The organism is Pseudogemmobacter hezensis (assembly GCF_013155295.1).
In the GTDB taxonomy this organism is placed as follows: domain Bacteria; phylum Pseudomonadota; class Alphaproteobacteria; order Rhodobacterales; family Rhodobacteraceae; genus Pseudogemmobacter; species Pseudogemmobacter hezensis.
On the sequence record NZ_JABJXT010000005.1, the window covers coordinates 134,481 to 159,299 of the forward strand.

Consider the following 24,819-nt stretch of genomic DNA (forward strand, 5'->3'; position numbering starts at 1 on the left):
GGGACACCATGCGGCGCAGCAACCAGCCGACCCGCTTCGTCCGCGGCGGACAGACGACACAGCATTGGTGGCGTATGGCGGCGCAGGTCCTGCGCACTTCGCTTTTCATGGGACTCGCCGCCTTTACGCTGACCTACTGTGCCCTGATCGCGGTGAACTACGAGTTCCGCCTTGTCCGCGAGACCTTTGTGAGCTGGCTTGCCGATTACAATGTCGCGATCGGAAATCCCGCGCGTTCAATCAGCTACGTTGACTATCTCCACCGGCGACAAGTCAGATCGGCCGAGGAGATTGCAGCCGATCCTCGGATGACGGCGACCGCGACCCGATACCGCGAGAATGCCGAACATCTCGCCTGGGTCGCGGTGACGCCGGCTGGCATCGTGCTGGTGGTCAGTATTGGGATTTTCGGATGGGTCGGGCGGCGTCTCGGAGAGAACCAGCATGTGCGCGGCAGCCGTCTGATTTCCCAAGCGGAACTCTCACAATGGTCCCGGCAAAAGTGGAAGGGCTACCGCAAGCGTTTCCGTTCAGGTGCCAAGAAGGATGCCTATACGATCGCCGGGATTCCCTTCCCGCCCAATGCGGTCGAAGCCCAGACCGGAGTTTTCGGGACAGTGGGGGTAGGCAAGACCAACGCCATCAAGGAATTGCTGAAGGCGATAAGGGAACGGTCGGGACGCGCGGTCATCTACGACCGGATGGGTGGTCTGGTTCGGGATTTCTACGATCCCGAGACCGACATCATCGTGAACCCGTTCGATGCCCGTTCGGTGATCTGGTCGCCCTTCTTCGAGGCTCGGTCCCCGGCAGCGCTGGCGCAGATCGCCGAGGTGATGATCCCGCAGCGGCCGGGACAGAGCGATCCCTTCTGGAGCCAGACGGCACGGCTTGTGTTCGAATATGCCGCCCGCTCCCTGATCAAGGCCAGGACCCCGACCAACGCAGATCTGCGCCGCGCGATCATGACGATCTCGGCCGACGAACTGGCGAAGCTGCTCGCCGGAACGCCGGGGGCGCATTTCTTCGGGCCCCATGTCGAGAAGACCTCAGCCTCGATCCGGGCGAACATGATTGCGGAACTGCGGTTTCTCGAGTTTCTGCGCGACGATGGTGCGCCCTTCTCCGTCCGCGAGTGGGTGAAGAGCGAGAAGCCCGGCTTTCTGTTCCTCACCGGCGATGCTGAACACTCGGCAGCGACACGCAACATCATCAGCACCGCCGTCGAGGTTGCGGCCAATGCACTGATGACCTGCGAGGAACGACGGGACCCATCGCTCTGGTTCTTCCTTGACGAGGTGCCGACGCTCAACCGCCTGCCCTTTCTCGTCTCCAAGCTCGCCGAGGTCCGGCAGTTTGGCGGCGCCTTCGTGCTCGGCTATCAGGTCTATGCCCAGCTTGAAGATATCTATGGCGAGAAGGGTGCGCAGAGCATCGCCGGCACGCTCAACAACCGCATCGTCTTCAACACGCCCGACGCACGCACCGCCAAGCTGTTCTCCGACTCCCTGGGATTCCAGGACCTGATTGAGCAGCGCGAGAACCTGAGCTTCGGCGCCCATGAAAGCCGGGACGGCGTCGCCTTCATGAGCCAACGGGTCGAGCGCCCGATCGTCACCCCCTCGGAGATCCAGGCACTGCCACAGTTCGAGGCCTATATCCGCTTCGCCTATGATGCCCCCACCGCCAAGGTGTTGTTCGAACCGGTTTCGACCGAGCCACGCGCCGAGAAATTCGTCCCCTACCATGGTGGCGGTTTTGATCTCGACGGGATGGACCCGCACAAGACCCCTGCCCCGGCGGATGAGGATGGCTCGCTGCCCGCGCAGATCGCGCCGACGCTGATCGACACGGTCCAGGAGGAGCAGCGCGGCAAATGGGCGAGCTGGTCGCCGGAGCAGCAGATCGACGCCTTCTTCCGCTGGCGCAAGGCGGGGCGCACGGAAGATTTCAACGTACAGAGCGGGCAGATGGAAGCGCCCCTCATGGGCATACCCGACGAGATACTCTGGGACCATTATTACCGTGCGCGGCTCAAGGGGAATGACAACCCGGCCTTCCGGGTCACGCCAAGTACTGCCGCGCTGGTTTCCAGCCGCAGGAGGGGGGTAGCCGCACCGTCGGGCCCCGAAGTCCCGTCCTATGCTTCGGTTCTGGAATCCTGCGTCGAGGTGAACTCCGGTGTCGACATCGCCGATCCACCCACCGAACCGGAGCCGGATCCGCTCTTCGACATCATGGATGATCGTGGCTCTCTGCTATGATGTCGCTCAGCAATGTCTCGGCCGGCGCCGCGGCCAGCGGCTATTACCGGGCTGAGGGCTATTACATTGCGGGCAGCCCGGAGGCCGAAGCGGCTGCCTCCTGGTTCGGCAAGGCGGCCGAGCATCTCGCTGACATTGGCTGGGATACCTTCCGCGAGCGCATCGATGATCAGCTTTTCGCAGACATGCTTCAGGGTCATGCGCCCTCATTGGAACGCGATGCAGAGGGCAACTGGAGGGAGGGCCAGACGCTCGGGCGATGGTCGGGCGGCGAGCGCCAGCACCGGCCCGGGATCGATCTGACCTTCTCCGCCGGCAAATCGGTTTCCATCATGGCGCTGGTTGCGGGGGACGAACGGATCCTCGCCGCTCATGACCGGGCCGTGAAGGAGGCGATGGCCTATGCGGAGAGCCGCTTCATCGCCACGCGGCGCGAGGTGAATGGCGAGATCGTTCAGGTGCCTGGCAAGATGATCGCCGGGATCTTTCGCCACGATACCTCCCGCGCGCTCGATCCCCAGCTTCACAGCCATGCCGTGGTCCAGAACATGGTGCTGGGCGAGGACGGGAAATGGACCGCCCTCAGCAACGAGGCATTGTTTCGCAACGCGAAGCTTCTTGGCAGCGTCTATCGCAACAGCCTTGCACAGGGCCTGGGCGAGCTTGGTTATGCGGTCGAGCGTCAGGGTCCGGACGGCTATGTCGAGATCCGCGGTGTGCCGAGGGAACTGATGGACGGCTTCTCCAAGCGCCGCCAGCAGATCGAGGCCGCACTTGCAGAGCGGGGCATCGAGCCGACGGCCGCCAACAGCGAACTTGCCGCGCTCGCGACACGGCGGGGCAAGAACCGGGGCGTGGACCGGGCGGAATTGCGCGACGCCTGGGAGAAGGAGGCCTGGGATCTTGGCTTCGCACGCGAAGATCTGCAGGCGATCCGGGACGGGGCCGCGCGCGACAAGGCGATGCAACTGCCAGGCGTCACCCGCGAAGGTGTCATCACTCACAGCGAGGAGGACAAGGCGGCGGCGATCATCGACTTCGCCATACGCCATGTCAGCGAAAGGAACGCGGTCTATTCCGCCGACGATCTCTTGCAGACGGCGCTCAACCGCAACAGCGATGTCGGTCCCGACCGGCTGGAAGATGCGATCCTGCGCAAGGAGGCGGAAGGCCGGCTGGTTCCCGTGCATGTTCACGAATTGCGGGAAACCGCCCTGAAGACGCCGCGTCCGGAAGGCATGCTCGGGACCCTGCGTGACCACGGCACCGCCCCCTATCGCCAAGAGGAAGGAAAGAAAGAAAGCTACTTCGTCACGCTGGAGACCGACCGCGGCGAGAAGACACTCTGGGGGGTCGGTCTGGCCAGAGCGATGAAGGAGTCCGGTGTCGCGCCCGGGGATCATATCGCACTGCGGGTTGTCGCAGGCGCTCCGGTCAAGGTTCGCGATGGCGATGGCTGGAAAGAGGTCGTCCGCAACAGCTGGGTTGCGGAGAAGGTCGATCCCCAGCCCGCCCGGGAGGTCAGGGTCGATGAGGTTTCGAAATCCCTCTACAGCGACGATGCCACGCTCGCAGCAGAGCTGCGCGTCCAGCAGGAATATCGTCAGGGTCGGAGGGAAGGCGGCATCTCCCTGCCCGCGCGCATGCGCGAGGCCGGCGGCGTCAAGATGTCGGGTGAGGCAACGCTGCGCGAACGGCTGACCCAGTCCAGCCTGACCGAAGGCCAGCGCGATGCCATCCTGATGGGCCTCTCTTCCGAGGGCCGCTTTGTCGGTGTGCAAGGCTATGCCGGGACCGGCAAGACCTACATGGTCGAACAGCTGCACTCCCATGCCGAGCGGGCGGGCTATGCGGTGGAAGGTGCTGCTCCCACCAATCGCGCGGTCGCCGAGCTCGCAAAGGTGCTGCCCGGCTCCAGGACAATCGCCCGCTTCAAACTCGATGCCGATATCGGCCGGGACGCCTCTGACAAGTCGAAGACCATCCTCGTCGTCGACGAGGCCTCGATGATCGGCACATCGGATATGCGCGATCTAATGGCCTGGGCCAATCAGGCAGGCTATGCGCGGGTCATCCTTCTCGGCGATATCAAGCAGCTCGACGCGGTCGCCGCCGGCACGCCCTTTGCCCAGCTTCAGCGCGCAGGGATGCCAACCGCATTGATGGCCGATATTCAGCGCCAGCGCGACGGTGCCCTGCGCGATGCCGTCCTGCATTCGATCCGCGGCGAGATCCGTGCGGCCTTCGACCGGCTCAGCAATATCTCGACGCCGGGGAAAGACGAGAAGTTCACCGACAAGGTCGCCCTTGCCTGGCTCGCCCATACGCCAGAAGAGCGGGAGCGCACCGGTCTGATCGTTCTGACCAACAAGGTTCGCGAGGAGGTGAATGCCGCGATCCGGGACCAGCTTCGCCAGGAGGGCAGGATCGGCGCGCGCGACACGAGGGTCCAGAGCCTCGCCCCACATGATTTCACCCGCGCCGAGGCGGCGGAAGCCGCGAGCTACAAGATCGGGGATATCGTCGTCCCGATCCGGGATCTGAAGGCGGCGGGCCTTGTCGCCAATGCGCTCTATCGGGTGACGGACAGCAGCCTGCGCAGCAACACGATCATGCTTCGCCCGGAAGAGGGCGGGGCCACGATCCGCATTCCCCTTGCTCCTGGCGGGAAGGCGGCCACCAGTCTTGTCGCCTATGAACCCGTCGAGCGGGACTTCGCCCCTGGCGACCGGGTGAAATTCGCGATCACCGACCGCGGCAGCGGCGTGGCCAATGGCGCACGCGGCATGATCGAACGGATCGGCTTCAAAGAGGTCGAGGTCCGGCTGGAGGATGGCAAGCGGGCGGTTCTGCCGCTCGAGAGCCTGGCGGCCCGTGGCCTCGATCATGCCTATGCCGCGACCGCCCATGATTTCCAGGGGGCGACGATCGACCGGATCATCGTCGGCATGATGTCCCGCGAACGGCTCAGCACCCAGAAATCCTTCTATGTCGGGCTCTCCCGCGCCCGCGATGAAGCGCTGCTGATCACGACCAATGCCGGAGAGCTTGCCGACCGTATCGAGAAACAGACCGGCGAGAGGCCGGCCGCGCTCGACGCTTATGAGCAGCGCTTGCGCGATGAAGCGCGGGATCGGGAGGCGGCCAACAAGCTCCGGGAGCAGGAGCGCCAGGCTGGCAGCGCGCCAGACCGCCAACCCGGCAAAACGCCGGACAGTCACGATGCCGGAACGCTCGACCGCCATAACGCCACAACGCCAGAGCGCCAGCCCGCCGAGCCGTCAGACCGCCATCCCGCCATGTCGCGAGACCAGCAGAACGCCGGGCAGCCAATCCGCCAGCCCGTCAGAGACCCCGGCAATACCGAGGAGATCTTCCGCGAGCAGCTGGCGGCTCTGAAACAGGCGGACCGCCCGCCCGAGCGCAATGACCGCGAGGCTGCCCGTACCATCCAGGAGATCGAACAGATGCAGAAAACCAAGGAAGGACCAATCAGATGAGACGCGAGAATATCGAGAACCGCTTCCGCTTCGTACTTGGCCCTGCCGCGGCCGCGCTGACGGCAGAGCACACGCCGGCCGGCGACATTTCCCGTCCTGACCATCTCGAAGCCGGGATCGCCTGCATCCAGAGCGACCTTGTCATCGAACGTGAGACCAACCGCCGCCTCACAGAGGCCTTCCAGAACCTTGATGCCCGCTTCCTCTCTCTCGTCTCGGCCCACAATGACGGGATGCGCGGGCTGATGATGACGGTGGGGCAGACGGTGCGCGAGCTCCATGTCATCCGCCGGGTGCTGATCATCGCGGGCGCCACCAGCAACGAACAGGCAGAGCGGCTCTATGATAAGGCCCTGCCCGCCATCACCGAACTGCGCGCCACCATGGCGCTGTGGCGCCAGCGCGAGGGGCTGGAGATCCCCGAATTCTCGCTCGAGGAAGAGGATCGGCTTCTGAACCAGCTGATCCAGAACCCGGCAACCGAGCGCGAGCGAGGCGAGGCAACAGCTGAATCTCTTGGCGAAGCGCTCACCGAACAGTTCCACCGCATCCGCGAAGGCTTTGACCCCAGGCTCACCGAAGAACGCCATGAACGCGAAGTGGAACGCGATGATGACTAGGTTTCCTCTCCGCTTTCTGCTCGATTCCGCCCAGAGGAGCTCTGCCATATTCCTCCACGGCCCTGCCACGAGATGGATCTGGCCACTCGCATCCCTTATTTTGCTGGTGATTTCGCGGGTCAGCAGGTCAAAGTCATTTCAGGGCAGTTCTGGTGGAAGACCAGAGCCCGTCCCGCATGAACTGTCATATATTTTAGGGTGTTACATCCGCCAGTGGCGGCGGTCAGCTGAGCTGCGTAGGGTGTGCCCTCTTCCTCCGAGATGGAACATCGAGGACCTTCTGCGGAGATCCCGCTCCCTCCTGCCAGTCGGCTCAGGCGGATGCCTTCTGACCCTGTTCCTCGCCGGTTCTGCGCTTGCGGACAATTGGAAATCGGGCTCGTCCTTCGAGACCGGAGTGGTATCCGCGCGGCCTGTTCCCGAAGGATCAAGCTTTGCCGGGCTGCAGGTTGCGTCATCCTTCGATCAGCCCGCCGCCAGTGCGAAGCGTGACATAATGGACGGTTCATTTCGCCTGCCTCTGGCCGGCGGTGATCTGGAGAAGCTGCGGGCGCTGATCCAGCACGCGGAAAGCCGTGTTGCGGGCTATGATGCCTGGCACGAGAGCGCCAGCATCCCGCCACCCAAAGCGCCAAGTCGTATGACGCTTGCGGAAATCCGGGCGTGGATCGCGGCGACGCCCGGACAGCAGCATGCGATCGGCCGGTATCAGATCATCCCCGCGACGCTGGAGAGGCTCATCCGCAGGACAGGCTTGCCAGCGGAGACGGTGTTCGACGCGACGATCCAGGATGCGCTGGCAAATGTGCTGATCCTCGACGCGGGTTACTCCGCATTGAAGGACGGCAGCCTGTCGCTCGATGCCTACATGGACAATCTGGCACGGGTATGGGCCGGGTTCCCGTTGGAATCCGGTCTGTCGGCCTATCACGGCATTGCGGGGAACCGGGCAACGGTGAGCCGCGCCTTTTTTGCCGAGCAGGCAGCGCTGATCTTCCCGACGGAAGCGGCGCGCGCAAAACCCCCGGCCCGCGCAGCGGCAGGGGGCTGATGTGCCGCCGTGCCGCCGTGCCGCCGTGCCGCCGTGCCGCCGTGCCGCCGTGCCGCCGTGCCGCCGTGCCGCCGTGCCGCCGTGCCGCCGTGCCGCCGTGCCGCCGAAGCGGCTGCGCGCCAGACCGGCAGGCCGTCAACCCGTCATTCCGTCACAACGCCAGAGGATAGAGAGATGAAAGTGATTGCCGCCTATAGCCACAAAGGGGGAACCGGCAAATCGACCGCGCTGATGCTGCTGGCGAGTGCCATCGAGGCACGCGGCCAGTCGGCGCTTCTGGTCGATTGCGACCCGCAGCGCAATTTCAACATGTATCGTTTGCAGAGTGAGGAAATCGGCTGCTGGTCCGAGCGGCTGGAAGTCCGCTATCTCGATTTCGAGGCAACCGGCATCGCGGACCTCGAATCCGGTCTGATGGCAGCGGAGGATTCCGGCCGTTTCGATTACGCGCTCCTGAACCTTGCCGGGGTAGATCATCCCTTCAACCGCGAAGCCCTGCGTTATGCCGAACTGACGCTCCTGCCGTTCAAACCCGCCGCAACCGAACTGTCGGAACTCGGCCCTGCGCTCGAAGTGATCCGCAATCTGGAAGCCGAACGTGAGGTCGGCGCGGCACGAGTGCTGTTCACGATGATGCGGCCAAAGCTGACGGTTGCCGCCAGCGCCTATCGCGATGCAGCGCTGGACGGGTTTCCCGTGATGGAAACCCGGCTGCGCGACACGGCGATTTTCGCCGACATCGTGATGCGCGGTCTGCTCGGCCGGGCGATTGCCAGCACCGAGGCGCAAGCCAGCGGGTTGGAGAAGATGCAGGTGAAGCGCCTGCGAGAGGCTTTGGACGATTGTCAGATGCTGCTCGCGGAAGTGGATGCGATCATCGCGGCGGAAGGACGGCAGGCATGAAGAACCGGGGAGTGATCAACAGCGGCCCACGCCTGCCCGGGTCGGCGCATAAGCAGGATGGCAGGCCCGGTGATCTTCCGGGACGGATCGCGGTTCAGGACCGTATTTCGCCCGACCCTGAAACAGCATCCGATCCGGGAAAACCGGATCTGCGGGATGCTGCGCCAGAGTCATCCTCCGGCCCTCGCATACCGGATCGCGCTCCTGCACCCAAGCCGGCGTCTGCGCCCCTGCCCCGGCGAAAATACTCGCTGACGCTGAAGATCGAGACGGTGCTGGCCGATGAATTTGCGAGTTTGCTGGCCAGCTATCCGGTCGGCGGTCGTAGAGCGATCCGGCACAAGCTGGCGGCGGCAGCGCAGGAGCGGCTTGCCCGCGAACTGCCTGCCGCGCCACTGCCACGCCTTGGGACCTGCAGCAGCGTCCGACTCGATCTTCGCCTCTCCGGCGAGATCGTCGCGCGCCTGCTGGCGCAGCATGATCCGCATGGGCTGATGCCGACAGTAACAGTTCTCGCGCGGGCGGTGGAACCGATCTACGCGCAGCTTCTCAGCGATGTTTTACGCAAGACCGGCCACGTGCCCTTCGGCTGACAGGTTTTCGCGCCGATTCCACCAGGAGCAGCGCCGCGAAAGCGGCCCCCGCGCGGGCAGCGCCGGACCCGTCGCGCTGCGGCCCTTGCGGCTGCGGCGCGACGGGTCATTCTTTCAGCGCGAGGCCGCTCTCCCACTCCGCGCATTTCCGGGGATGCGCGGGTTCGAGTCGTTGCGGTAATCTGGCGGCCCCTGTTGTTCGGGGCCGCCCCTGCGGGATCAGTATTCTTCGGGCAGGCAAAGGGTCAGGACGCGGATTGTCTGGCTCGGGTCGCTTTCCACCTCCGGCCCCATCAGCTCCTCGTTGTCGTAAAGGTCGATTTTCCAATAGATGCGGAAGGTGTCGCCATCATGGGCAATGTCCGGCATCCCGAAACTGCGGGCGCCATAGCGACTATGGTCGTCCATGAAATTCTCATCGTTGCGGGTGATTTCAAGCGCGGCCTGCACAAACTCCGGCCCCATGTCACGGATACCGCGCGTCACGACAACCCGGCCCCTGATCTGCTGGCCCTGCCATTCTGCCGGGGCGAGGGCCTTGCGGAAGGCGTCATTCTGCGCGCCGATGATTTTCGCCTCGCTGCGGGTTGCCTCATAGCGGTCGAGGTCAAAGACCGGCCCGCCGCAGCACGGGCAGGTTTCGGCGGAAGCGGTGTTGACGGTTTCGCAGGTGATGCATTGGTGACGTGCCATGAGGAAACCCCTTTTCAAACTGGCGATCCCTTCCGGCCTGGCCCCGTTGAAAAATCAGGGCTGTCCGGGAAGGTGAGCCGCGCTGTTGCGCGTCTCTCCTTCTCGGATTGCCCCTCGGCGAGAGCAGGAGGGGGGCCCGGCAACTGGAAAATCAAGACACAAGGGTCGGGGGCCCCGTCTGCACAAGCTGCCTCTTCTTGAGAAAAATCGTGATTTCGGCCGCTGCCGAAATCTCTCTCGAACAGGCGGCGCGGAAGATGGGGGTGGCCATTGGGGCGCAGCATTTTCCGGTTGACGGGGGAACCGGCGGTTCCCTTTCTTCTGTTTCTTTTCGCTGCACCGGCAGCTCGCGATGGTGCTGGCCTTGCAGGGGGCGTTCGGCTTGCCCGAATCCCCCCTGCACGCCCCGACCCGCGGGACTGGCAGTAACACCGCAAGTAGCTTCCGGTGAGATCGATGCGGCAGAGCTCTGCCACATCGATCCGTTCCTCAGTGGCGCGTGACCTCCCAGGGATCAATCTCGGTCAGAATGGCGACCTCATCTCCTTCTATATCCTCGGCAGGGCAGGCAGCGCAGGTGCCATCTCCGGCACGAAAGACGACGATCGACACCATCAGGGTCGCAGCGAGGCTGGCGGCATAGGCGGTGGCATCTTTGAAGGACATGGTTCAGCTCCTGTCTTTTGGACGCAGGGGCCAATCCCCCGCGTGACAGGCGCCCCGCAGGCCTGGTGGAAGCCGCACTCACCGGGCGCGTTCGGCTAGCCCGAATCCGCCCGGCGGCATGCCAGCGGCATAGCCGACCCCTTGTGGGTTGAGTGTGGAGGCTTTCAACCGGGCCAGGGACAGCGTCAGATCGCGAGGGATTTGTGCTTCCGGATCAGACGGCGCTTGGCCAGATCCCGATGCCCGGCCCTTGCCACACCGTTGCTCCGGTCCGAGGTAGCGCTCCATTAAGGGCTGCTGATGCTCCATGCATGCCAGTCGAGGCACCATCAGATGAGAGTTTCGCATCTGGCCGCCCTGCGATGCAGCCGCCCACCTCCCGAGCAGGATCGAAACGGAGCCGATGCTGGCACAAACACCATCCGGGCCGGTCAGCAGATCCTTGTACCGGTCCTAGGTGCCCACGATGCATAGATGGCAGGGATCCCGCTGCGCGCGATCCCCGTTTGGCGGGAAGCGGCGACGCATGACAGAATCACCGCAATCTGGCCGCCATTCACGCAGAGCCTCACCCCGGTTCCGTTGAGGCGCAGGTGCTGACAAACTGCGCCGCGTGAGGATCGTGACCCAAATGGGCGGAGACGGCCGCTTGCGGCTGGCTCCGGTCGGGGCCGCTCTGCGGACATGACTAGAGCCGTGCCTCGCGTTTGCGCGAGGTCACGCCCAGATTGCGGGCCAAAAGTCCGCAGGAGCGGGCGATGATTGGTTTGCGGCGTAGAGGCAAGCGCGGTATTCCTGTCGACGAGGACAGCGACTGGCGCGGACTCTTTACTCTCAAGGGTATCGCAAAATGGATCTCGCCTTTTTCTTTCGTCAGAGGGCTGACTTTATTGCCTCCTTTTATGATACCGGGTCTCAGGCATTTACGTCGCGCATCAATGGCATCGAGGAGGAGGTTCCTCCTTGGGACGACCTGCCTCCTGGCTTCGATCCGGAAGCGGGTGAGCCTCCCTATATGGAAGAATGGACCGACGCCACAGACGGATTGCAGATGCTTGGCCAAGCTGCAGTCTCACTGCTGTCGGATGCCCTGAAGATGTATCTTGAGGGGTTGCGACGTCACGGCGAGGTCGATCTGGACGCAAGTGACAAGCGCACCGCCAAAGAGCGGGGGTTCATCCGGGCCTATATCGCGGCGCTCTCGCGCAGATATGGTCTTGACCCCGAAGACCAGTCCCGGGCGATCGACATGATCGAGCAGGTCGTTCTGGCCCGAAATCTCAGCCAGCATGGCAGCAACCTCACGATGCTGAGCGAGCAGCATCCTGCTCGCGATCTCGAGCGGTTCCCTTCGATGATCTTCGCGAGTGAGGCGGAAGAAAAGCTATGGCGAGAAAATGAAACAGGGCTGTCATTCATGCGCCCCCGATTGCGTATTGACGCTGCAAATCTGAAAGCGGCGTTGGGGGCGAGCATAGCCTTTGTGGACTGGGTCGACGCAGCAGTTGCTCGGAAGCAAACGATTGATCCCATGTCCTGACTGCGGCAAGACCGCTCGCCCCGCCCGGATTTCCCGGGCGGGGCGGTGATCCTGCGGCTCAGTTTGCGTCGCGGCGCTGCGGGCGGGTCCAGACCAGGGAGTGGGTCTCGCCGCCCTCGTCATCGAAGAGGCTGGCATAGATCGGGGCGTTGAAGGACGGATCGTCCAGCTTCAGCCCCAGATAGGGACGGCCATCGTTCGAGACCTTGTCCCAGGCGGCGCCGATCTCGGCCCGGCCGACATAGACACGGTGCGAGGGGGCATTGTCGCCGGTCGCGCGGGTTTCGGGGACAAGCCGGACGTTGCGGGTCTGCAGGCTCAGGGTGACGATCTCGCCGGTGTATTCGTTGCCGGTTTTGCGGAAGGTGCCGATGTTGGCCATGGTGTTTCTCCTCGATGGCTGATCCTCGGGCCGCCCCTTGCGGCCTCGATGGGGATCGTCCGGCCGGAGGCGGGCGCTGATGCACCCGGGCCAGAGCCCGGGCCTGACAGCAGAGGAGGGACTTTCTTGTCCCGCGAGGAATGCGGCCCCCAAGGGCCGCAGGGGAAGAAAGTCGCGACGGCGCTGTTGCATCGAGGCGATCGAGGCGCGCTCGCGCGCCGCCCTTCGGCCAGATCAACCCATCGCAGAGGCCGCCAGGGGCTGCCCGGGACTGTCTGGCCAGCAGGAGAAGACACCTGCCCTCGCCATCGACGCCGCCATCCCGGCATGATGCCCCAGCGGATGACATCGTGTCGGCACACCCCGTCCCGGTGCTCTTCCGATATCCCCCGACACCTCAACACGCCGCGTCCGTTTCCCTTTCGGTCGGCGATCATAGCTCCAGGACGGTTCTCGACGGGTGACCGGATCCGAGCGGGATGCAAGGCCGGACCGGGCATCATCGCGGCCATCATCCTGCTGCGCCCGACGTTGGGTCCACGAGAACCACCGGCATCGATCTGCACACCGTCCCGCCATCAGACCAACAACGCTGGCAACCAGCCTCCCGAAATCACGGCGGGGCGGGGCGACAGGGCAACTCTGCTAGGCAGATAGCGCAGCAATTCGCGTCAGGGATCGTTGCCCGAATGGGGGGGAGACGGCCTTTGGCTGGCTCCCGTCCGAAGGACCAGAGCCCGACCCGGTGTAGCCGGGGGACGCCCTTAAACTTGTGGTGATCCAAGAGCGTTGATCTCGCGCTCCAGCGCCGCAATCTCTACAAGGATTTCATCAAAACCCGGTGTATCGCCGACGATCATTTCCCGCATCCCGGCGTAATCTCTTCGCAGCGCTTTCTCCAATTCCGGGCCCGGCAAGAGCCTCAGGCTACCGGGCGTTGCCTTCTCGTAGTTTGCCCATGCAGCGCGGAACCAGATTGATTTGTGATGGGCTACTTCGTTCAGGAGAGCCAGATCCGAGAGTGCCAGCGCCCTGGCCTGATGGCGGCTCAGCATTGCCATATCGTAATAGTGACGCGACATCCGATCAGGCAAAACCTTGCCCGTGTCCCGATGTGCCAGCATGTGCAGGATGGTCGCTTTTTCCCAGAAGGTGCGCTCGACACCAAGGACGATGACAGCGACCCCCGGGTGGGACAGGTGCCCCGGAATCGCCCGCTCCAGATCCGGGATGAAACGTTTTTCCTCGGCGGGCAGAAGGACGCCACGTGCACCGAACTCCATCCGGACCACGGGCTTCACATAGCCATCCGCTCCCGCAACATTCGGGTAGGAGAAAAGCAGGGTCTGTGAATCTTCCGGATCGCGCTCAACCGAATGATGTTGCTGTAACGTTGTCGCAAACAAGGCCTGCAACTCGGCCAGCAGGAGCCCGCCGATGAAATCGGCAGCAGCTCCTTCCAGCTCCGCCAGCAACGCCTTCTGTGCCTTACCGGAATGTGCCGCCGGGTCCTTTTCGCCAACAAAGCCGAGCAGACCGCGATCCAGCGAGAGGTCGATGTCTTCGGAGAACCGGCTGATCGCGCCGAAGGCTTTGGAGAGCGATGTGCCGCCTTTGAAAATCAGATGCCGCCGAACCGAAGTCCCTGCGAAAAGCTGCCGCAGCGTCCAACAGACCCAGAAATCCTTCTCGACGATCACGCTGCTCGTGCCAAGCCGGGCGGCAGCCTCGTCGAAGGCCGCCAGTCGTTCACGCGGATCGTCGTTGGCAAAAACATCCATCGTCAGATCTGGGCCGCGATCTGCTGCACCACAGGCTGCATCCAGGCCGGAGCCTGCTTGCTGTGCCGGATCAGCACATCCCGGTCCCGGTCATCGAGCGCCCGGGCAAGCTTGCTGACCACCTGGCTGTCGACCTTGTCCTTGCCGAGATAGCGCAGCGCCTGGAACACGGCACCACTCTTCTGGCCCGCACCGACCAATGTCTTCGGCGAAGCGTTGCGAAACTCGATGATCTGACGCCCCACGATCCTGCTGCGGGTCGGACCATCGGTCATATAGACGTGTTTCGCCGGAACCTGCGTGGACAGGCCGAACTGGTTCGCCGCAGTGGCGGGCGATACCTGAAGGATATGGTTGCCCTTCCGCGCGATGGCCTGGGCCACCGCATCGACTGGAGGAGCAACCATACCGAACTTCTTGCTGATCCTGGGATAATCGTAGAGCCCGCGGGCAAGACGCCGGATCAGGCCTTTTTCGGCCAATTGGGACAGAGCCTTGTCCACGCTGTCGCGTGAGGCAATATCGAGGAAATCCGCAGGCGCGAAGATCGCGCCGCGGCCCTTCCCGACGATCCGTCTGTGGATTCTTGACGCGCTCATGATGCCCTCTCTGTTCAGAAAATAGGGTATCTTTTTCTGAATTGCAAACCCGGAGGCATCAGAGCCGTTTGCCCCGCCCGGATTTCCCGGGCGGGGCGGTGATCCTGTCGGCTCAGTTTGCGTCGCGGCGCTGCGGGCGGGTCCAGACCAGGGAGTGGGTCTCGCCGCCCTCGTCGTCGAAGAGGCTGGCATAGATCGGGGCGTTGAAGGACGGATCGTCCAGCTTCAGCCCCAGGTAAGGACGACCATCCGTCGAGACCTTGTCCCAGGCGGCGCCGATCTCGGCCCGGCCGACATAGACACGGTGCGAGGGGGCATTGTCGCCGGTCGCGCGGGTTTCGGGGACGAGCCGGACATTGCGGGTCTGCAGGCTCAGGGTGACAATCTCGCCGGTGTATTCGTTGCCGGTTTTGCGGAAGGTGCCGATATTGGCCATGGTGTTTCTCCTCGATGGCTGTTCCTCGGGCCGCCCCTTGCGGCCTCGATGGGGATCGTCCGGCCGGAGGCGGGCGCTGATGCACCCGGGCCAGAGCCCGGGCCTGACAGCAGAGGAGGGACTTTCTTGTCCCGCGAGGAATGCGGCCCTCTGGGCCGCAGGGGAAGAAAGTCGTGACGGCGCTGTTGCATCGAGGTGACCGAGGCGCGCAGGCGCGCCGTCCTTCGGCCAGATCAACCCATCGCAGAGGCCGCCAGGGGCTGCCCGGTGCTGTCCGGCCAGCAGGAGAAGACACCTGCCCTCGCCATCGCCGCCGCCATCCGGGCATGATGCCCCGGCGGATGACATCGTGTCGGCACACCCCGTCCCGGTGCTCTTCCGATATCCCCGGACACCACAACACGCCGCGTCCGTTTCCCTGTCGGTCGGCGATCATAGCTCCAGGAAAGGTCTCGACAGGTGACCGGATCCGAGCGGGGTGCAAGGCCGGACCGGGCATCATCGCAGCCATCACCCTGCCGCGCCCGACGTCGGGCCCGCGGGAACCACTGGCATCGATCTGCACACCGTCCCGCGATCAGACCAACGACGCTGGCAACCAGCCTCCCGAAATCACGGCGAGGCAAGGCGACAGGGCAACTCTGCCAGGCAGATAGAGCAGCAATTCGCGTCAGGGATCGCAGCCTGCATGGGGGGACGGTCTTTTGCCGGCTCCCGTCCGAAGGACCAGAGCCCGTCCAGGTGTAACCGGGGGACGCCCGAACCCGGAGCAGAGTGCCGCCAGATGATCCATCACCGAATTGAATCTCATCAGCCGAAACGATTCCGGAAAATCATTGGACCTGTGCCCGGCAGGAATGCGAGATTCCAGGCATGCAGAAAAATCACAGCACTGCTCATCTCCGGCGCATAGATGCCGAGCGCAATATGCGCCGCTTTTATGCCGCTTCGATCCAGCCGACGCTTTTCGGAGAGGTCTCGGTCGTCCGCAACTGGGGACGGATCGGAACAGCTGGCCGTATGCAACTGGAAACCTTCCATGAACCTGTGCAAGCTGAAGAGGCATTCCTCAAACTTGTCCGTTTCAAGCAGCGGCGCGGCTATGAATCTCGCGCTGAAGAACCCATATCGGATCAGACATGATCTTGAGCCGAGCCTGACCTCAGATGCCTGAAACCCCTGACGCGGTGACCTATGAACAGATCAAAGGTGCCATCGGTTCTCTGATCTGGCTCTGGTCGCAAATCGAGCGAGACATTGGCAGCTCGATTACGCGCATGACCCGGACCACAGGCAAGAACATCCCGCACCAGCTCTCGTCGAAGATTGCACTATGGGGCGAAGAAATCCGGAGTCGGACAGACGTGACAAGTTGCACCGGTCGCCGGGCGACTGACCTCAGTCACATGCTGGAACAGGAATTGCGCAAAGCCCTCCACGTGAGAAATTTCGTCTGCCATGGTTTGCTGGACATTGTGCCAGAAAACCGTCAGCCCGGCCAGGAGCCTGTCTGGAGGCGGAACTCAACGGTGAACATCTCGTCAAAACCTGGAGCGAATTGCAGGCGATGTTCGCATGGATGTCCCGGGCAAGCTGGCTGATCCGTGATCTGACGGCGGTCGCTATGGCTTTTGGTCGATCAGACCACACCATCACCCTTGAAGGTTGGAGGGACTTCCCGTTACAGCGATGAAAGCTGGAGAATTGAAAGATTGCGCAGCTGCATCCCGGAGCTTAATCTTCCGGGGCCAGATACCGGAGAGACCATGCCCGAGATCAATCTGAACGACCTGACGCTGACCGAGCTGAAGAAGCTCGAAAAGGACGTCACCAAAGCGATCACTTCGTTTGAAGATCGCAAGAAGGCTGAGGCCCTTGCCGCGCTGGAAGAGCGGGCAAAAGAGTTCGGCTTCACGCTCGGGGAGTTGACGGGCATTACGACCAGCAGAAAGCGGTCTCCTTCCGAGGCAAAATATGCCCATCCGGAAAACCCCGAGATCACCTGGTCCGGACGCGGGCGCAAACCGCAATGGATCAATGACGGCCTTGCCGCCGGCAAATCGCTGGAAGATTTCGCGATCTGAGCGGGCAATCCCGCAGGCCCAGAAAGGCACCCGCAGGAAGGAAGAGATGCGGCGCTCACGCGCCGCCTCCGATCCGCATGACCGGAATCCCGAGCTTGCGGGCCTTGTCAGCGAAGTTTTCCTGAATGCCGGTGCCCGTTGTGACCACGACCCCGATCGGCAAGATCTCGAGCATCGCATCGTTCCGCTTGAAGGGCGCCGCATTCTTGTGGCGGTTCCAGTCGGGGCGGAAGGCAACCTGCGCCACCTTGCGGTTGTCGGCCCATTTCGCGGCGATCAGCTCTGCACCCCGCGGTGAGGCGCCGTGCAAGAGCACCATGTCCGGATGCTTGGCGTGAACCTGATCGAGCCGATCCCAGATGACCCGGTGGTCATTGAAGTCCAGACCGCCCGAGAAGGCAATCTTCGGGCCTGCGGGCATCAGCACCTCGGCCTCGCTGCGCCGCTTGGCGGCGAGGAAATCCCGGCTGTCGACCAACGCCGAGGTCATGTGACGGTGATTGACCATGGAGCCCGAGCGCGGGCGCCAGGCCGATCCGGTATGGGTCTCGAAGGCTTCGGCGGCGAGATCACGGAAGGCCTCCATGGCACTCCTGCGCTCGACCAGCGTCTGCCCTTCGGCGGTGATGCGCTCCAGTTCGACGGATTTTACCTCGGAGCCGTCCTGCTCTCTCTGAAGGCGGCGCTGCGCCTGCTCGTTGTCGTCGAGCTGCCGCTCGATCCGGGCATTGGCGCGGTGGAAGAGATTGACGGTGCCCCAGAGCAGTTCTTCGAGATCGGGTTCCAGCCGGGTATCGCCAAGCGTGGCGACGAAGGCATCGAAGATATCGGCAACCGCCTGGGACACGGCCTCGCCCTCGGGCATCGGGCGCGGATCGGGCTCATCCTGGCCAGGCCGCCAGCCGTGCTGCTGGAGATAGGCGATCGCGTGGTAGGTGGGAGAGGTGGTGTGGCTCGGCTCTTGCCCGCCAAAGTCTTCCGTCATCATCGGGTGGCTCCTGATCTTCGGCCGCGCCCATCGCGGCCTTCACAGGCGACGGAAAGCCCATGGGCGGGAGGGAAAGGCAGTCCGAGCTCCGCGAGGACCCTGATGGCCAAGGCCGGCTATTTTGCCTCGCGATGCAAAGCGCGGGCCGCTCACGGCCCGCGCGGCGGAAAATAGCCGGGCGCCGCGCCATTGCCTTTCCCGCCCGCTTATGGGCCCGCTCGCCCTCTCAGAAGGCCGTGGGCGCCGACCGCAGCCGAAGGGAGCCGCCCGATCACGCGAGAACACCGGCAGGCACCAGCCCAGCCCCTCCCGCGCCCCCTCACCGGCGATCTCAATCCGGCAGGAACCGCAGGCGATCCATGGGATGAAGCTGATCCAGCAGAAGCTCCCGCAGGGCAACCGGACCAAGACGTTGCAGATCGTCGTTGAAATCGCCGAACGTCGGCATCAACAGCACCGGCTCGATCCCGGACTCGAAAGCGCGGGCGGCAAGGCGATCACTGGCCCCCTCGCCCGCCGGATCGCGGTCACAGATGATATAGAGGCGCTGCAGCCCCTGCGGGAGCAGCACGGCCGCGAGATGACCGGCCGAGAGCGCAGCCAGCGATGGCAGACCGGGCAGCGCTTCGCGCACAGAGAGGACGGACTCGATCCCTTCCCCGGCGGCAAGCACATCCCGGGGTGCCCCGAAGCGCACGCCATGGCCCAGCAGATCCCCCATGGCCCGTCGCGGTGGGTCGAGCGGCGCCTTGCCGGAACCATCGCGCGCGAGCCAGGTGCGATGCGTGCCGGTCTGTCGGCCTTTCAGGTCGGTGACGGCAGCGATCAGCGCCGGCCATTGCTCGGTCAGCCCGCCATCCTCCGGCCGGTAGAAGCAACGGGGATGGAACCGCAGCGCGGGAAGGCCCGTGAGGACGGACAGACCGCGGTTGCACAGGTAGGTTTCCGCAAGGGAACCGCCAAGATTATGCGACATGCGGAAAAGACGCCGGGCTGCAGTGCCAAGATCGGAGGTCGCGTCCGGGCGATGCGAGGCAGGCGATCTGACGACAGGCTCCGGGTGCGGTTGGCCAAGGAAGCGGGAGGCCTCATTCGCAACATCCCGGAACTCATGCAGTCCGCAGCGGATGCGGACAAGATCAAGCAGATCGCCATATTCTCCTGTTTTTGCATCCTGCCAGTTGCCTGCAGCCCCTTTGCCGGATTCCGGCCCGACCAGCCGCACGAACATGCTGCGGCCGGGGCTGTTGTGAACATCGCCGACAATCCAGTAACGACCGGTCTTTCGACCGGCCGGGAGATAATGACGGCATACCGCCTCAGCCTGTCGGCCAAGACGGGCTGCGAGGTCGGAAGCGATCATGCGCGACATCATGCGCCCTCCCGCTCGGAAATCCTCCGGACCGGCCAGTGCTCGAAGAGCCGCGTCAGCACTTCGACGCCCTTCGCATCGGTCGGCACGAACATGCGAAGCTTCCAGCAGATGATCTCATGGAAGAGGCCATAGGCGGTCAGGCGCTGCCGCATCTGATCGGTGAAGCAGGAAAGCTCGATCCGCCAGGCGCCCATGACCCGGGCGCGGCGCAGTTGCAGCCCCTCCTGAAGATCCAGGATGGTCTTGCCGTCATTCAGTGCGGCGAGCGCCTGTTCAGGCGTCAGCGAGGTAACCCCCGCGGTGCTGGCGGAAGCCGCCCAGGCGGGCGAGACCCGGCGGCCGATGATCCGCTCACCCTCATCGGTCTGGAGACGATAGACCCGGGTCGAATCCTGCGGCAGGCGCTTCCAGATCGGCAGAAGCAGGCCAGTGACCATACGCAGCGTGGTTTCCGAATACTCCGGAACCTCGCCAAGCTCGGCTTGCCAGGCCGCGCGGAAGGCTGCGAGATCGGCAGCGATCCAGGCGGATTCCTCCATTCGGCTGATCGAGAGGTTGAAGCTTTCCATCGGCCGGATCAACCGCACCCGGCGGATGATCTCGCCATCATCGAGCATGATGCTGGTCGAGGGGATTTCGACAGCAGCGCGCCCGGATCGCTCGTTGATGAGAAGCTGCGCTTTCGGCTCCTGCTCCAGCCAGTCCAGTGCCGCAGCGAGACCCAGTGGCTCGTTACGCTCGCGCTGGAGGATGGTCAGAAGCTGGGTGGCCGCTCCGGTGCGGGGATGCGTGTAAATCACCTGCCGGTCGGTGACCGCGAAGCTCTCTGCCTGCAGCGTCTCCAGGCCCATGTCGTAGATGCCGGCGGCAATGGCGCCCTCGACTTTCGCGGTCAGCAGCTGCTCGAAGGCCGCGAAGAGCACCCCCTGCATCTCGATGGTCAGCGCCAGCAACCGGTTGAGGAAGGTGGTGATCGGCGGCAGATCGTCCTTGATCCCATTGTCATCCGTGAGCTTCAGCCCGGTGATCGCCTCGAACGTCTCAAGCGGGCAGCCTTCGACCTTGCCGCGATAGAGCAGGATATAGAGCTGGCGAAGGGCATCACGCGCATAGGGGCTTTCGAGGTTGTCCTCGGCGCGGAAGAGCCCCTGCCCGGCAGTCTGGCGCTGACCGCGGGTGATCGCGCCAAGCGTGTCTAGGCGGCGGGCGATGGTGCTGAGGAAGCGTTTTTCCGCTTTCACATTGGTGGCCACCGGCCGGAACAGCGGCGGTTGCGCCTGGTTCGTCCGATGGGTGCGCCCGAGACCCTGGATTGCGGCATCGGCCTTCCAGCCCGGTTCCAGCAGATAGTGGACCCGAAGCCGGGTGTTCTTCGCCGAAAGCTCGGCGTGGTAGCTGCGCCCTGTGCCGCCGGCATCGGAGAAGACAAGCACACGCTTGTCATCGTCCATGAAGGCCTGGGTCTCGAACAGGTTGGCGGAGCCGGAGCGGTTCTGGACCACAAGGCGCTCGCCCTTGCGGATGATCCGCCGCGCCCGGCCGGTGATCTCGGCGACCATATCGGTCCCGAAGTGCTGGATCACCTGATCGAGCGCACCGGGAACCGCCGGCAAGCTGGCGAGATGGGCGATCATCTCGTCGCGCCGCGCCACGGCTTCGCGGCTTTCGACCGGCTGGCCGTCGCGCGTGACCGGCCGCGAGAACATATTGCCCTCGGCATCGGAATAGGGCTCGTAGAGCTGCACCGGGAAGGAATGCTGCAAATACCCCAGGACATATTCCCTGGGCGTGATATCGATGCGGACGTCATTCCACTCCTCGGTCGGCAGCTCGGCAAGGCGGCGTTCGGTCAGGGCTTCGCCGGTCGAGACGATCTGGATGACGGCAGCATGGCCAGCCTCGAGATCCTCGGTGATCGAGCGGATCAGCGTGGGCGTTTTCATGCTGGTCAGAAGATGGCCGAAGAACCTTTGCTTGGTGGACTCGAAGGCGGATCGTGCCGCCGATTTTGCCTGGCGGTTCAGCGTCCCCTCGGAACCCGTAATATTCGCCGCCTCCATCGCCTTGTCGAGATGTCCGTGAATGACCATGAACGCAGCAGCAAAAGCATCGTAGATGCGGATCTGCTCCGGGGTCAGTTCATGCTCGACCAGCTCGTATTCCACACCGTCAAAGCTGAGCGAACGGGCCGTATAGAGGCCGAGCGCGCGCAGGTCGCGGGCAAGCACTTCCATGGCGGCGACCCCGCCATCCTCGATTGCCGCAACGAATTCGGACCGGGTCGAGAACGGAAAATCTTCGCCGCCCCAAAGCCCGAGCCGTTGCGCATAGGCCAGGTTGTGGACAGTCGTCGCGCCGGTGGCCGAGACATAGACGACGCGGGCCTTCGGCAGCGCATGCTGCAGGCGCAGACCCGCCCTGCCCTGCTGCGATGGCGTGACATCGCCGCGTTCACCCTTGCCGCCGGCGGCATTGGCCATGGCATGGGCTTCATCGAAGAGGATGACCCCGTCGAAATCCTCGCCCAGCCAGTCCACGATCTGGCGGACGCGGGATTTCTTCTCGCCGCGCTCGTCGGAGCGCAGGGTGGCATAGGTGGCGAAGAGGATGCCTTCCGGCAGGGTGATCGGCTTACCCTGCGAGAAGCGGGACAGCGGCTGGACCAGCAGCCGTTCCATGCCTAGGGCAGACCAGTCGCGCTGCGCGTCCTCGATCAGCTTGTCCGACTTGCTGAGCCAGACCGCACGCCGTCTGCCCTGCAACCAGTTGTCAAGCAGGATCGCCGCGCCCTCGCGGCCCTTGCCGACCCCGGTGCCGTCGCCGATCATGAAGCCCCGACGGAATTGCACGGTCTGGGCAGCATCCTCGCGCGCTGCCGTCACCATGTCGAAGGTTTCATCGACCTGCCAGTTTCCCGGCAGGAATTCGGCATGGGCTTCGCCGGCGAAGATCACCGTCTCCAGCTGTGCGGCGGAAAGCGTGTCGCGGATATCGAGTGGCAACAGCGGACGATAATCGGGTTTCGGCGGCGCGACCGAGGCCATTGCGGCCGATTGCACCAGTTTCGTCGGATGCGCCTTGCCGCCCGGAATGGCGATGGTCTGGAGCGCATATTCCTCATAGATCGCATCGGTCAGGCGCCCGGCCTCGTCGGGATGCCAATCCAGCGTGTCATAGGTCAGGCGTTCGGCGGCCGGATCGACGGGGCCCGTCTCGGCCGTCCGGCGAAACGCACGCTTCGGTCGGAACCCGGGGGAAGCCTGCACCAGGCGCGCCGCTGCCGCGCGCGGCGTGGCCGGAAACCGCACCTCAGACCGGGCCGGGAGTTGGTCTGCGACCCAGCCCATGAGGGTGGCGACATCCGGCGCGCTGCCGGGCAATGCCGGAAAGGCATTCGGATCTTCGGCCGGGATCTTGTCGATCACCGTCAACCGGGTCGGAAAGGTGGTGCCGTGCTTCGCATAGACCGCGCCATCGACAGCTGCCGAGAAGACCACGCGCCCGGTCTCCTGCAATCGGGCGAAAGCGTCGTGCCAATCCGGATGATCCGGCGAGAAATTGGCGCCGGTGATGGTGACCAGGCGACCGCCGGGTGCCAGGCGCGCCAGCGCCGAGGCCACATGGCGCAGCGTCGTGTCCGCAACACGGCCCTGAACATTGGCCATAGCGGAGAAAGGCGGATTCATCAGCAGGACGCTCGGAACCTGCGCCTCGGGCAGGTGGTCATGGATCTGTGCAGCATCGAAGCGCGTGACCGGCACCCCCGGAAACAGCGCATCGAGCAGGCCGGCGCGCAGGTCTGCCAACTCGTTCAGCATCAGCGTGCCGCCCGAAATTTCCGCGAGAACCGCGAGAAGTCCGGTCCCGGCCGAGGGTTCCAGCACCCGGTCGGTGGGCGTGATCGCGGCAGCAGTTACCGCCGCGAGTCCAAGCGGGATCGGCGTGGAAAACTGTTGACGGGTCTGCATTTCCTCGGAGCGCCGGGTCTGGGACGGCAGCAGGCCGGTGATCCGGGTGAGCAACGGCAACAGGGCCGCACTCGATCCGGCTTTCTGCAGGAGCGCGCGACCATATTTGCGCAGGAAGAGGACCGTCGCAGCCTCGGTCGCCTCGTAACCTGTTTTCCAGTCCCAGGCACCATCGGCATCGGAGCCGCAGAAGCTGGCTTCCATCGCCATCCGCAGCACCGTGGCATCGATCCGACGGCCCTGCGCGAGATCGGGCAGCAGCAATTGCGCGGCGGCGATCACCGCCGGGGCATGGGCAGCATCGGATGAGCCCGTCGGACGGACGGGGGGCATCATATTCATCGGGAAATCTCCGGAGAGCAGGTCATGGGGACAGGCCGCGCGGTGCTCTCTCCCCCGCACGGGCCTCAAACCCTTCCCGGCCCCCCTCTGGCTCTGGGATCCGGTGGCAAATGAGAAAAGGCCCCGCCCGGAGGGCGGGGCCGCTGCGATCAGGGTTCAGTCGATGGCCTGGAAGATCTCGCCGGCCTCGGGGTGACCGGCTGCGAACTCATAGAGCCGGGCATAGGCTTCGCTGAAACGATCATCCTCGAAGCGGAAGCTCAGATGCGACAGGGCGAACATGGTTGCGATGATCCCGGCGGCATCGGCCGAGACCTCGCCCTGATAGCCATTGCCTTCCCAGGTTATGCGGAAGCGGGGCTTCGAAGTCGGGGCCAGATAGAGCGGTTGACCGGCCATCTCGAAAAAATTCCAGAAACCGCCACCATAGTCGAGCGGGCTGAGCAGTTCCATCAGCGCATAGATGAAGTTCTCGGCGAAGATCAGGCGGTGAAGGCCGAAAAGGTCGGGCAGGAAGGTCTGGCGCCGATCTTCCGACACCAGCGTCGCGGGTTTGAAATCGAGCATAGGATGGAACTCCGGGAGAGAGGAAGGGGCCGAACCGCGCGGCGCTCTCCCTTCTCCGCCGGCTCTGCCCCTCCCCGACAAACCTCTCCCTTTCGGGCGCAGCAGTTGATTTTGTTCTCTTTATGTTCTATATTGAAGGAGCTGCTTGATGGGGAGATTCCCGATGGAAACCGCCGCTTTCGCCTTGCCGGTGACAGCTCGCCAGATCGCCTATGCCCGGTTCCTCGCCTTGCGGAACAAGACCCTGTTGCCCTGGGAGGTGCAGCAGGATCGCCGCTCGCTCAGCGCCTGGATCGAGGCGCAGGCGAAACTGGCTCCTGTGGCCGATAACAGCCCCAGCTCGAAACAGGTGGCCTTCGCCGAGCGGATCGCCCGCATCAAGCGGCGTGCTGTGCCGGATGAATGCTTCCGGGACCGGCAGATGCTGTCGCGCTGGATCGACAGCAATCGGTGAAAGGGCCACCTGC

20 protein-coding genes are annotated in these 24,819 nt (G+C 64.0%); 10 read left to right on the top strand and 10 right to left on the bottom strand.

The window, feature by feature from the left end:
- Positions 1-8: 8 nt before the first annotated feature.
- The 6 genes from HOY34_RS07515 to HOY34_RS07540 all read left to right on the top strand — a co-directional run bounded on the left by HOY34_RS07515 (position 9) and on the right by HOY34_RS07540 (position 8,931).
- A complete protein-coding gene (locus HOY34_RS07515; protein ID WP_172361444.1) occupies positions 9-2,264 on the top strand; it encodes a type IV secretion system DNA-binding domain-containing protein in 2,256 nt (751 codons plus the stop codon).
- Positions 2,261-5,764 carry a MobF family relaxase gene (gene mobF / locus HOY34_RS07520; protein ID WP_253944303.1) on the top strand — a complete coding sequence of 1,168 codons (3,504 nt, stop codon included), beginning with the start codon at positions 2,261-2,263 and terminating at the stop codon, positions 5,762-5,764. Before HOY34_RS07515 ends, mobF begins: the two co-directional genes overlap by 4 nt.
- On the top strand, positions 5,761-6,384 hold the full coding sequence (locus HOY34_RS07525) for a hypothetical protein (RefSeq protein ID WP_172361446.1): 624 nt from the start codon (positions 5,761-5,763) through the stop codon (positions 6,382-6,384). The genes mobF and HOY34_RS07525 overlap by 4 nt, the downstream gene beginning before the upstream one ends.
- 496 nt (positions 6,385-6,880) lie before the next feature.
- A complete protein-coding gene (locus HOY34_RS07530; RefSeq protein ID WP_216654676.1) occupies positions 6,881-7,435 on the top strand; it encodes a lysozyme family protein in 555 nt (184 codons plus the stop codon).
- 174 nt (positions 7,436-7,609) lie between these two features.
- Entirely contained in the window at positions 7,610-8,338 is a 729-nt protein-coding gene (locus HOY34_RS07535) for a ParA family protein (protein WP_172361448.1), read from the top strand.
- Positions 8,335-8,931, top strand: coding sequence for a hypothetical protein (locus tag HOY34_RS07540; protein WP_172361450.1), 597 nt, complete (start codon positions 8,335-8,337; stop codon positions 8,929-8,931). Before HOY34_RS07535 ends, HOY34_RS07540 begins: the two co-directional genes overlap by 4 nt.
- 219 nt (positions 8,932-9,150) lie before the next feature.
- On the opposite strand, the gene HOY34_RS07545 is transcribed toward HOY34_RS07540, so the two are convergent.
- Together HOY34_RS07545 and HOY34_RS07550 are read right to left on the bottom strand one after the other, a co-directional pair.
- Positions 9,151-9,624, bottom strand: coding sequence for a DUF3768 domain-containing protein (locus tag HOY34_RS07545; protein WP_172361452.1), 474 nt, complete (start codon positions 9,622-9,624; stop codon positions 9,151-9,153).
- Positions 9,625-10,113: 489 nt separating this feature from the next.
- The gene (locus HOY34_RS07550) at positions 10,114-10,290 is read right to left on the bottom strand and encodes a hypothetical protein (protein WP_172361454.1); all 177 of its coding nucleotides are present in this window, start codon (positions 10,288-10,290) and stop codon (positions 10,114-10,116) included.
- Positions 10,291-11,140: 850 nt separating this feature from the next.
- On the opposite strand from HOY34_RS07550, the gene HOY34_RS07555 reads away from it, so the two are divergent.
- Complete coding sequence (locus tag HOY34_RS07555) at positions 11,141-11,830, top strand: hypothetical protein (RefSeq protein ID WP_172361456.1); 690 nt, start codon at positions 11,141-11,143, stop codon at positions 11,828-11,830.
- A gap of 58 nt (positions 11,831-11,888) precedes the next feature.
- Here HOY34_RS07555 and HOY34_RS07560 read toward each other — a convergent pair whose 3' ends face one another.
- The 4 genes from HOY34_RS07560 to HOY34_RS07575 all read right to left on the bottom strand — a co-directional run bounded on the left by HOY34_RS07560 (position 11,889) and on the right by HOY34_RS07575 (position 15,028).
- Positions 11,889-12,212, bottom strand: a complete 324-nt coding sequence (locus tag HOY34_RS07560) for a DUF736 domain-containing protein (protein WP_172361458.1) — start codon at positions 12,210-12,212, stop codon at positions 11,889-11,891.
- Between the two features lie 764 nt (positions 12,213-12,976).
- Positions 12,977-13,993, bottom strand: a complete 1,017-nt coding sequence (locus tag HOY34_RS07565; protein WP_172361460.1) for a nucleotidyl transferase AbiEii/AbiGii toxin family protein — start codon at positions 13,991-13,993, stop codon at positions 12,977-12,979.
- A gap of 2 nt (positions 13,994-13,995) precedes the next feature.
- Positions 13,996-14,592, bottom strand: a complete 597-nt coding sequence (locus HOY34_RS07570) for a DUF6088 family protein (protein WP_172361462.1) — start codon at positions 14,590-14,592, stop codon at positions 13,996-13,998.
- 112 nt (positions 14,593-14,704) lie between these two features.
- Positions 14,705-15,028 (bottom strand): DUF736 domain-containing protein, encoded by a 324-nt coding sequence (locus HOY34_RS07575; RefSeq protein WP_172361464.1) that lies wholly within the window; start codon positions 15,026-15,028, stop codon positions 14,705-14,707.
- 873 nt (positions 15,029-15,901) lie between these two features.
- Between HOY34_RS07575 and HOY34_RS07580 the strand changes: the two genes are divergently transcribed.
- Both HOY34_RS07580 and HOY34_RS07585 read left to right on the top strand, forming a co-directional pair.
- The gene (locus HOY34_RS07580; RefSeq protein WP_172361466.1) at positions 15,902-16,171 is read left to right on the top strand and encodes a WGR domain-containing protein; all 270 of its coding nucleotides are present in this window, start codon (positions 15,902-15,904) and stop codon (positions 16,169-16,171) included.
- Positions 16,172-16,794: 623 nt separating this feature from the next.
- On the top strand, positions 16,795-17,112 hold the full coding sequence (locus tag HOY34_RS07585; RefSeq protein WP_172361468.1) for an H-NS histone family protein: 318 nt from the start codon (positions 16,795-16,797) through the stop codon (positions 17,110-17,112).
- 55 nt (positions 17,113-17,167) lie between these two features.
- Here HOY34_RS07585 and HOY34_RS07590 read toward each other — a convergent pair whose 3' ends face one another.
- The 4 genes from HOY34_RS07590 to HOY34_RS07605 all read right to left on the bottom strand — a co-directional run bounded on the left by HOY34_RS07590 (position 17,168) and on the right by HOY34_RS07605 (position 24,352).
- Positions 17,168-18,100: a DUF2493 domain-containing protein gene (locus tag HOY34_RS07590; protein ID WP_436645099.1), complete on the bottom strand. Its 933-nt coding sequence runs from the start codon at positions 18,098-18,100 to the stop codon at positions 17,168-17,170.
- 331 nt (positions 18,101-18,431) lie between these two features.
- A complete protein-coding gene (locus HOY34_RS07595) occupies positions 18,432-19,472 on the bottom strand; it encodes a DUF7146 domain-containing protein (protein ID WP_172361647.1) in 1,041 nt (346 codons plus the stop codon).
- Positions 19,472-23,785 (bottom strand): strawberry notch family protein, encoded by a 4,314-nt coding sequence (locus tag HOY34_RS07600; RefSeq protein WP_172361470.1) that lies wholly within the window; start codon positions 23,783-23,785, stop codon positions 19,472-19,474. The genes HOY34_RS07595 and HOY34_RS07600 overlap by 1 nt, the downstream gene beginning before the upstream one ends.
- A gap of 156 nt (positions 23,786-23,941) precedes the next feature.
- Positions 23,942-24,352 (bottom strand): antirestriction protein, encoded by a 411-nt coding sequence (locus HOY34_RS07605; protein ID WP_172361472.1) that lies wholly within the window; start codon positions 24,350-24,352, stop codon positions 23,942-23,944.
- Positions 24,353-24,515: 163 nt separating this feature from the next.
- On the opposite strand from HOY34_RS07605, the gene HOY34_RS07610 reads away from it, so the two are divergent.
- Positions 24,516-24,806, top strand: coding sequence for a hypothetical protein (locus HOY34_RS07610; RefSeq protein WP_172361648.1), 291 nt, complete (start codon positions 24,516-24,518; stop codon positions 24,804-24,806).
- The last annotated feature ends 13 nt before the right edge of the window (positions 24,807-24,819 follow it).

Excerpts from the sequence above, each read along its gene's own strand:
- HOY34_RS07610 (WP_172361648.1), top strand. The coding sequence starts at position 24,516 with ATGGAAACCGCCGCTTTCGCCTTGCCGGTGACAGCTCGCCAGATCGCC.
- HOY34_RS07530 (WP_216654676.1), top strand. The coding sequence starts at position 6,881 with ATGGACGGTTCATTTCGCCTGCCTCTGGCCGGCGGTGATCTGGAGAAG.
- HOY34_RS07540 (WP_172361450.1), top strand. The coding sequence starts at position 8,335 with ATGAAGAACCGGGGAGTGATCAACAGCGGCCCACGCCTGCCCGGGTCG.
- HOY34_RS07585 (WP_172361468.1), top strand. The coding sequence starts at position 16,795 with ATGCCCGAGATCAATCTGAACGACCTGACGCTGACCGAGCTGAAGAAG.
- HOY34_RS07605 (WP_172361472.1), bottom strand. The coding sequence starts at position 24,352 with ATGCTCGATTTCAAACCCGCGACGCTGGTGTCGGAAGATCGGCGCCAG.
- HOY34_RS07560 (WP_172361458.1), bottom strand. The coding sequence starts at position 12,212 with ATGGCCAACATCGGCACCTTCCGCAAAACCGGCAACGAATACACCGGC.
- HOY34_RS07570 (WP_172361462.1), bottom strand. The coding sequence starts at position 14,592 with ATGAGCGCGTCAAGAATCCACAGACGGATCGTCGGGAAGGGCCGCGGC.
- HOY34_RS07595 (WP_172361647.1), bottom strand. The coding sequence starts at position 19,472 with ATGTCGCGCATGATCGCTTCCGACCTCGCAGCCCGTCTTGGCCGACAG.
- HOY34_RS07575 (WP_172361464.1), bottom strand. The coding sequence starts at position 15,028 with ATGGCCAATATCGGCACCTTCCGCAAAACCGGCAACGAATACACCGGC.
- HOY34_RS07555 (WP_172361456.1), top strand. The coding sequence starts at position 11,141 with ATGGATCTCGCCTTTTTCTTTCGTCAGAGGGCTGACTTTATTGCCTCC.
- HOY34_RS07545 (WP_172361452.1), bottom strand. The coding sequence starts at position 9,624 with ATGGCACGTCACCAATGCATCACCTGCGAAACCGTCAACACCGCTTCC.
- HOY34_RS07600 (WP_172361470.1), bottom strand. The coding sequence starts at position 23,785 with ATGAATATGATGCCCCCCGTCCGTCCGACGGGCTCATCCGATGCTGCC.
- HOY34_RS07525 (WP_172361446.1), top strand. The coding sequence starts at position 5,761 with ATGAGACGCGAGAATATCGAGAACCGCTTCCGCTTCGTACTTGGCCCT.
- HOY34_RS07565 (WP_172361460.1), bottom strand. The coding sequence starts at position 13,993 with ATGGATGTTTTTGCCAACGACGATCCGCGTGAACGACTGGCGGCCTTC.
- HOY34_RS07590 (WP_436645099.1), bottom strand. The coding sequence starts at position 18,100 with ATGATGACGGAAGACTTTGGCGGGCAAGAGCCGAGCCACACCACCTCT.
- HOY34_RS07580 (WP_172361466.1), top strand. The coding sequence starts at position 15,902 with ATGCAGAAAAATCACAGCACTGCTCATCTCCGGCGCATAGATGCCGAG.
- HOY34_RS07550 (WP_172361454.1), bottom strand. The coding sequence starts at position 10,290 with ATGTCCTTCAAAGATGCCACCGCCTATGCCGCCAGCCTCGCTGCGACC.
- HOY34_RS07535 (WP_172361448.1), top strand. The coding sequence starts at position 7,610 with ATGAAAGTGATTGCCGCCTATAGCCACAAAGGGGGAACCGGCAAATCG.
- HOY34_RS07515 (WP_172361444.1), top strand. The coding sequence starts at position 9 with ATGCGGCGCAGCAACCAGCCGACCCGCTTCGTCCGCGGCGGACAGACG.
- mobF (WP_253944303.1), top strand. The coding sequence starts at position 2,261 with ATGATGTCGCTCAGCAATGTCTCGGCCGGCGCCGCGGCCAGCGGCTAT.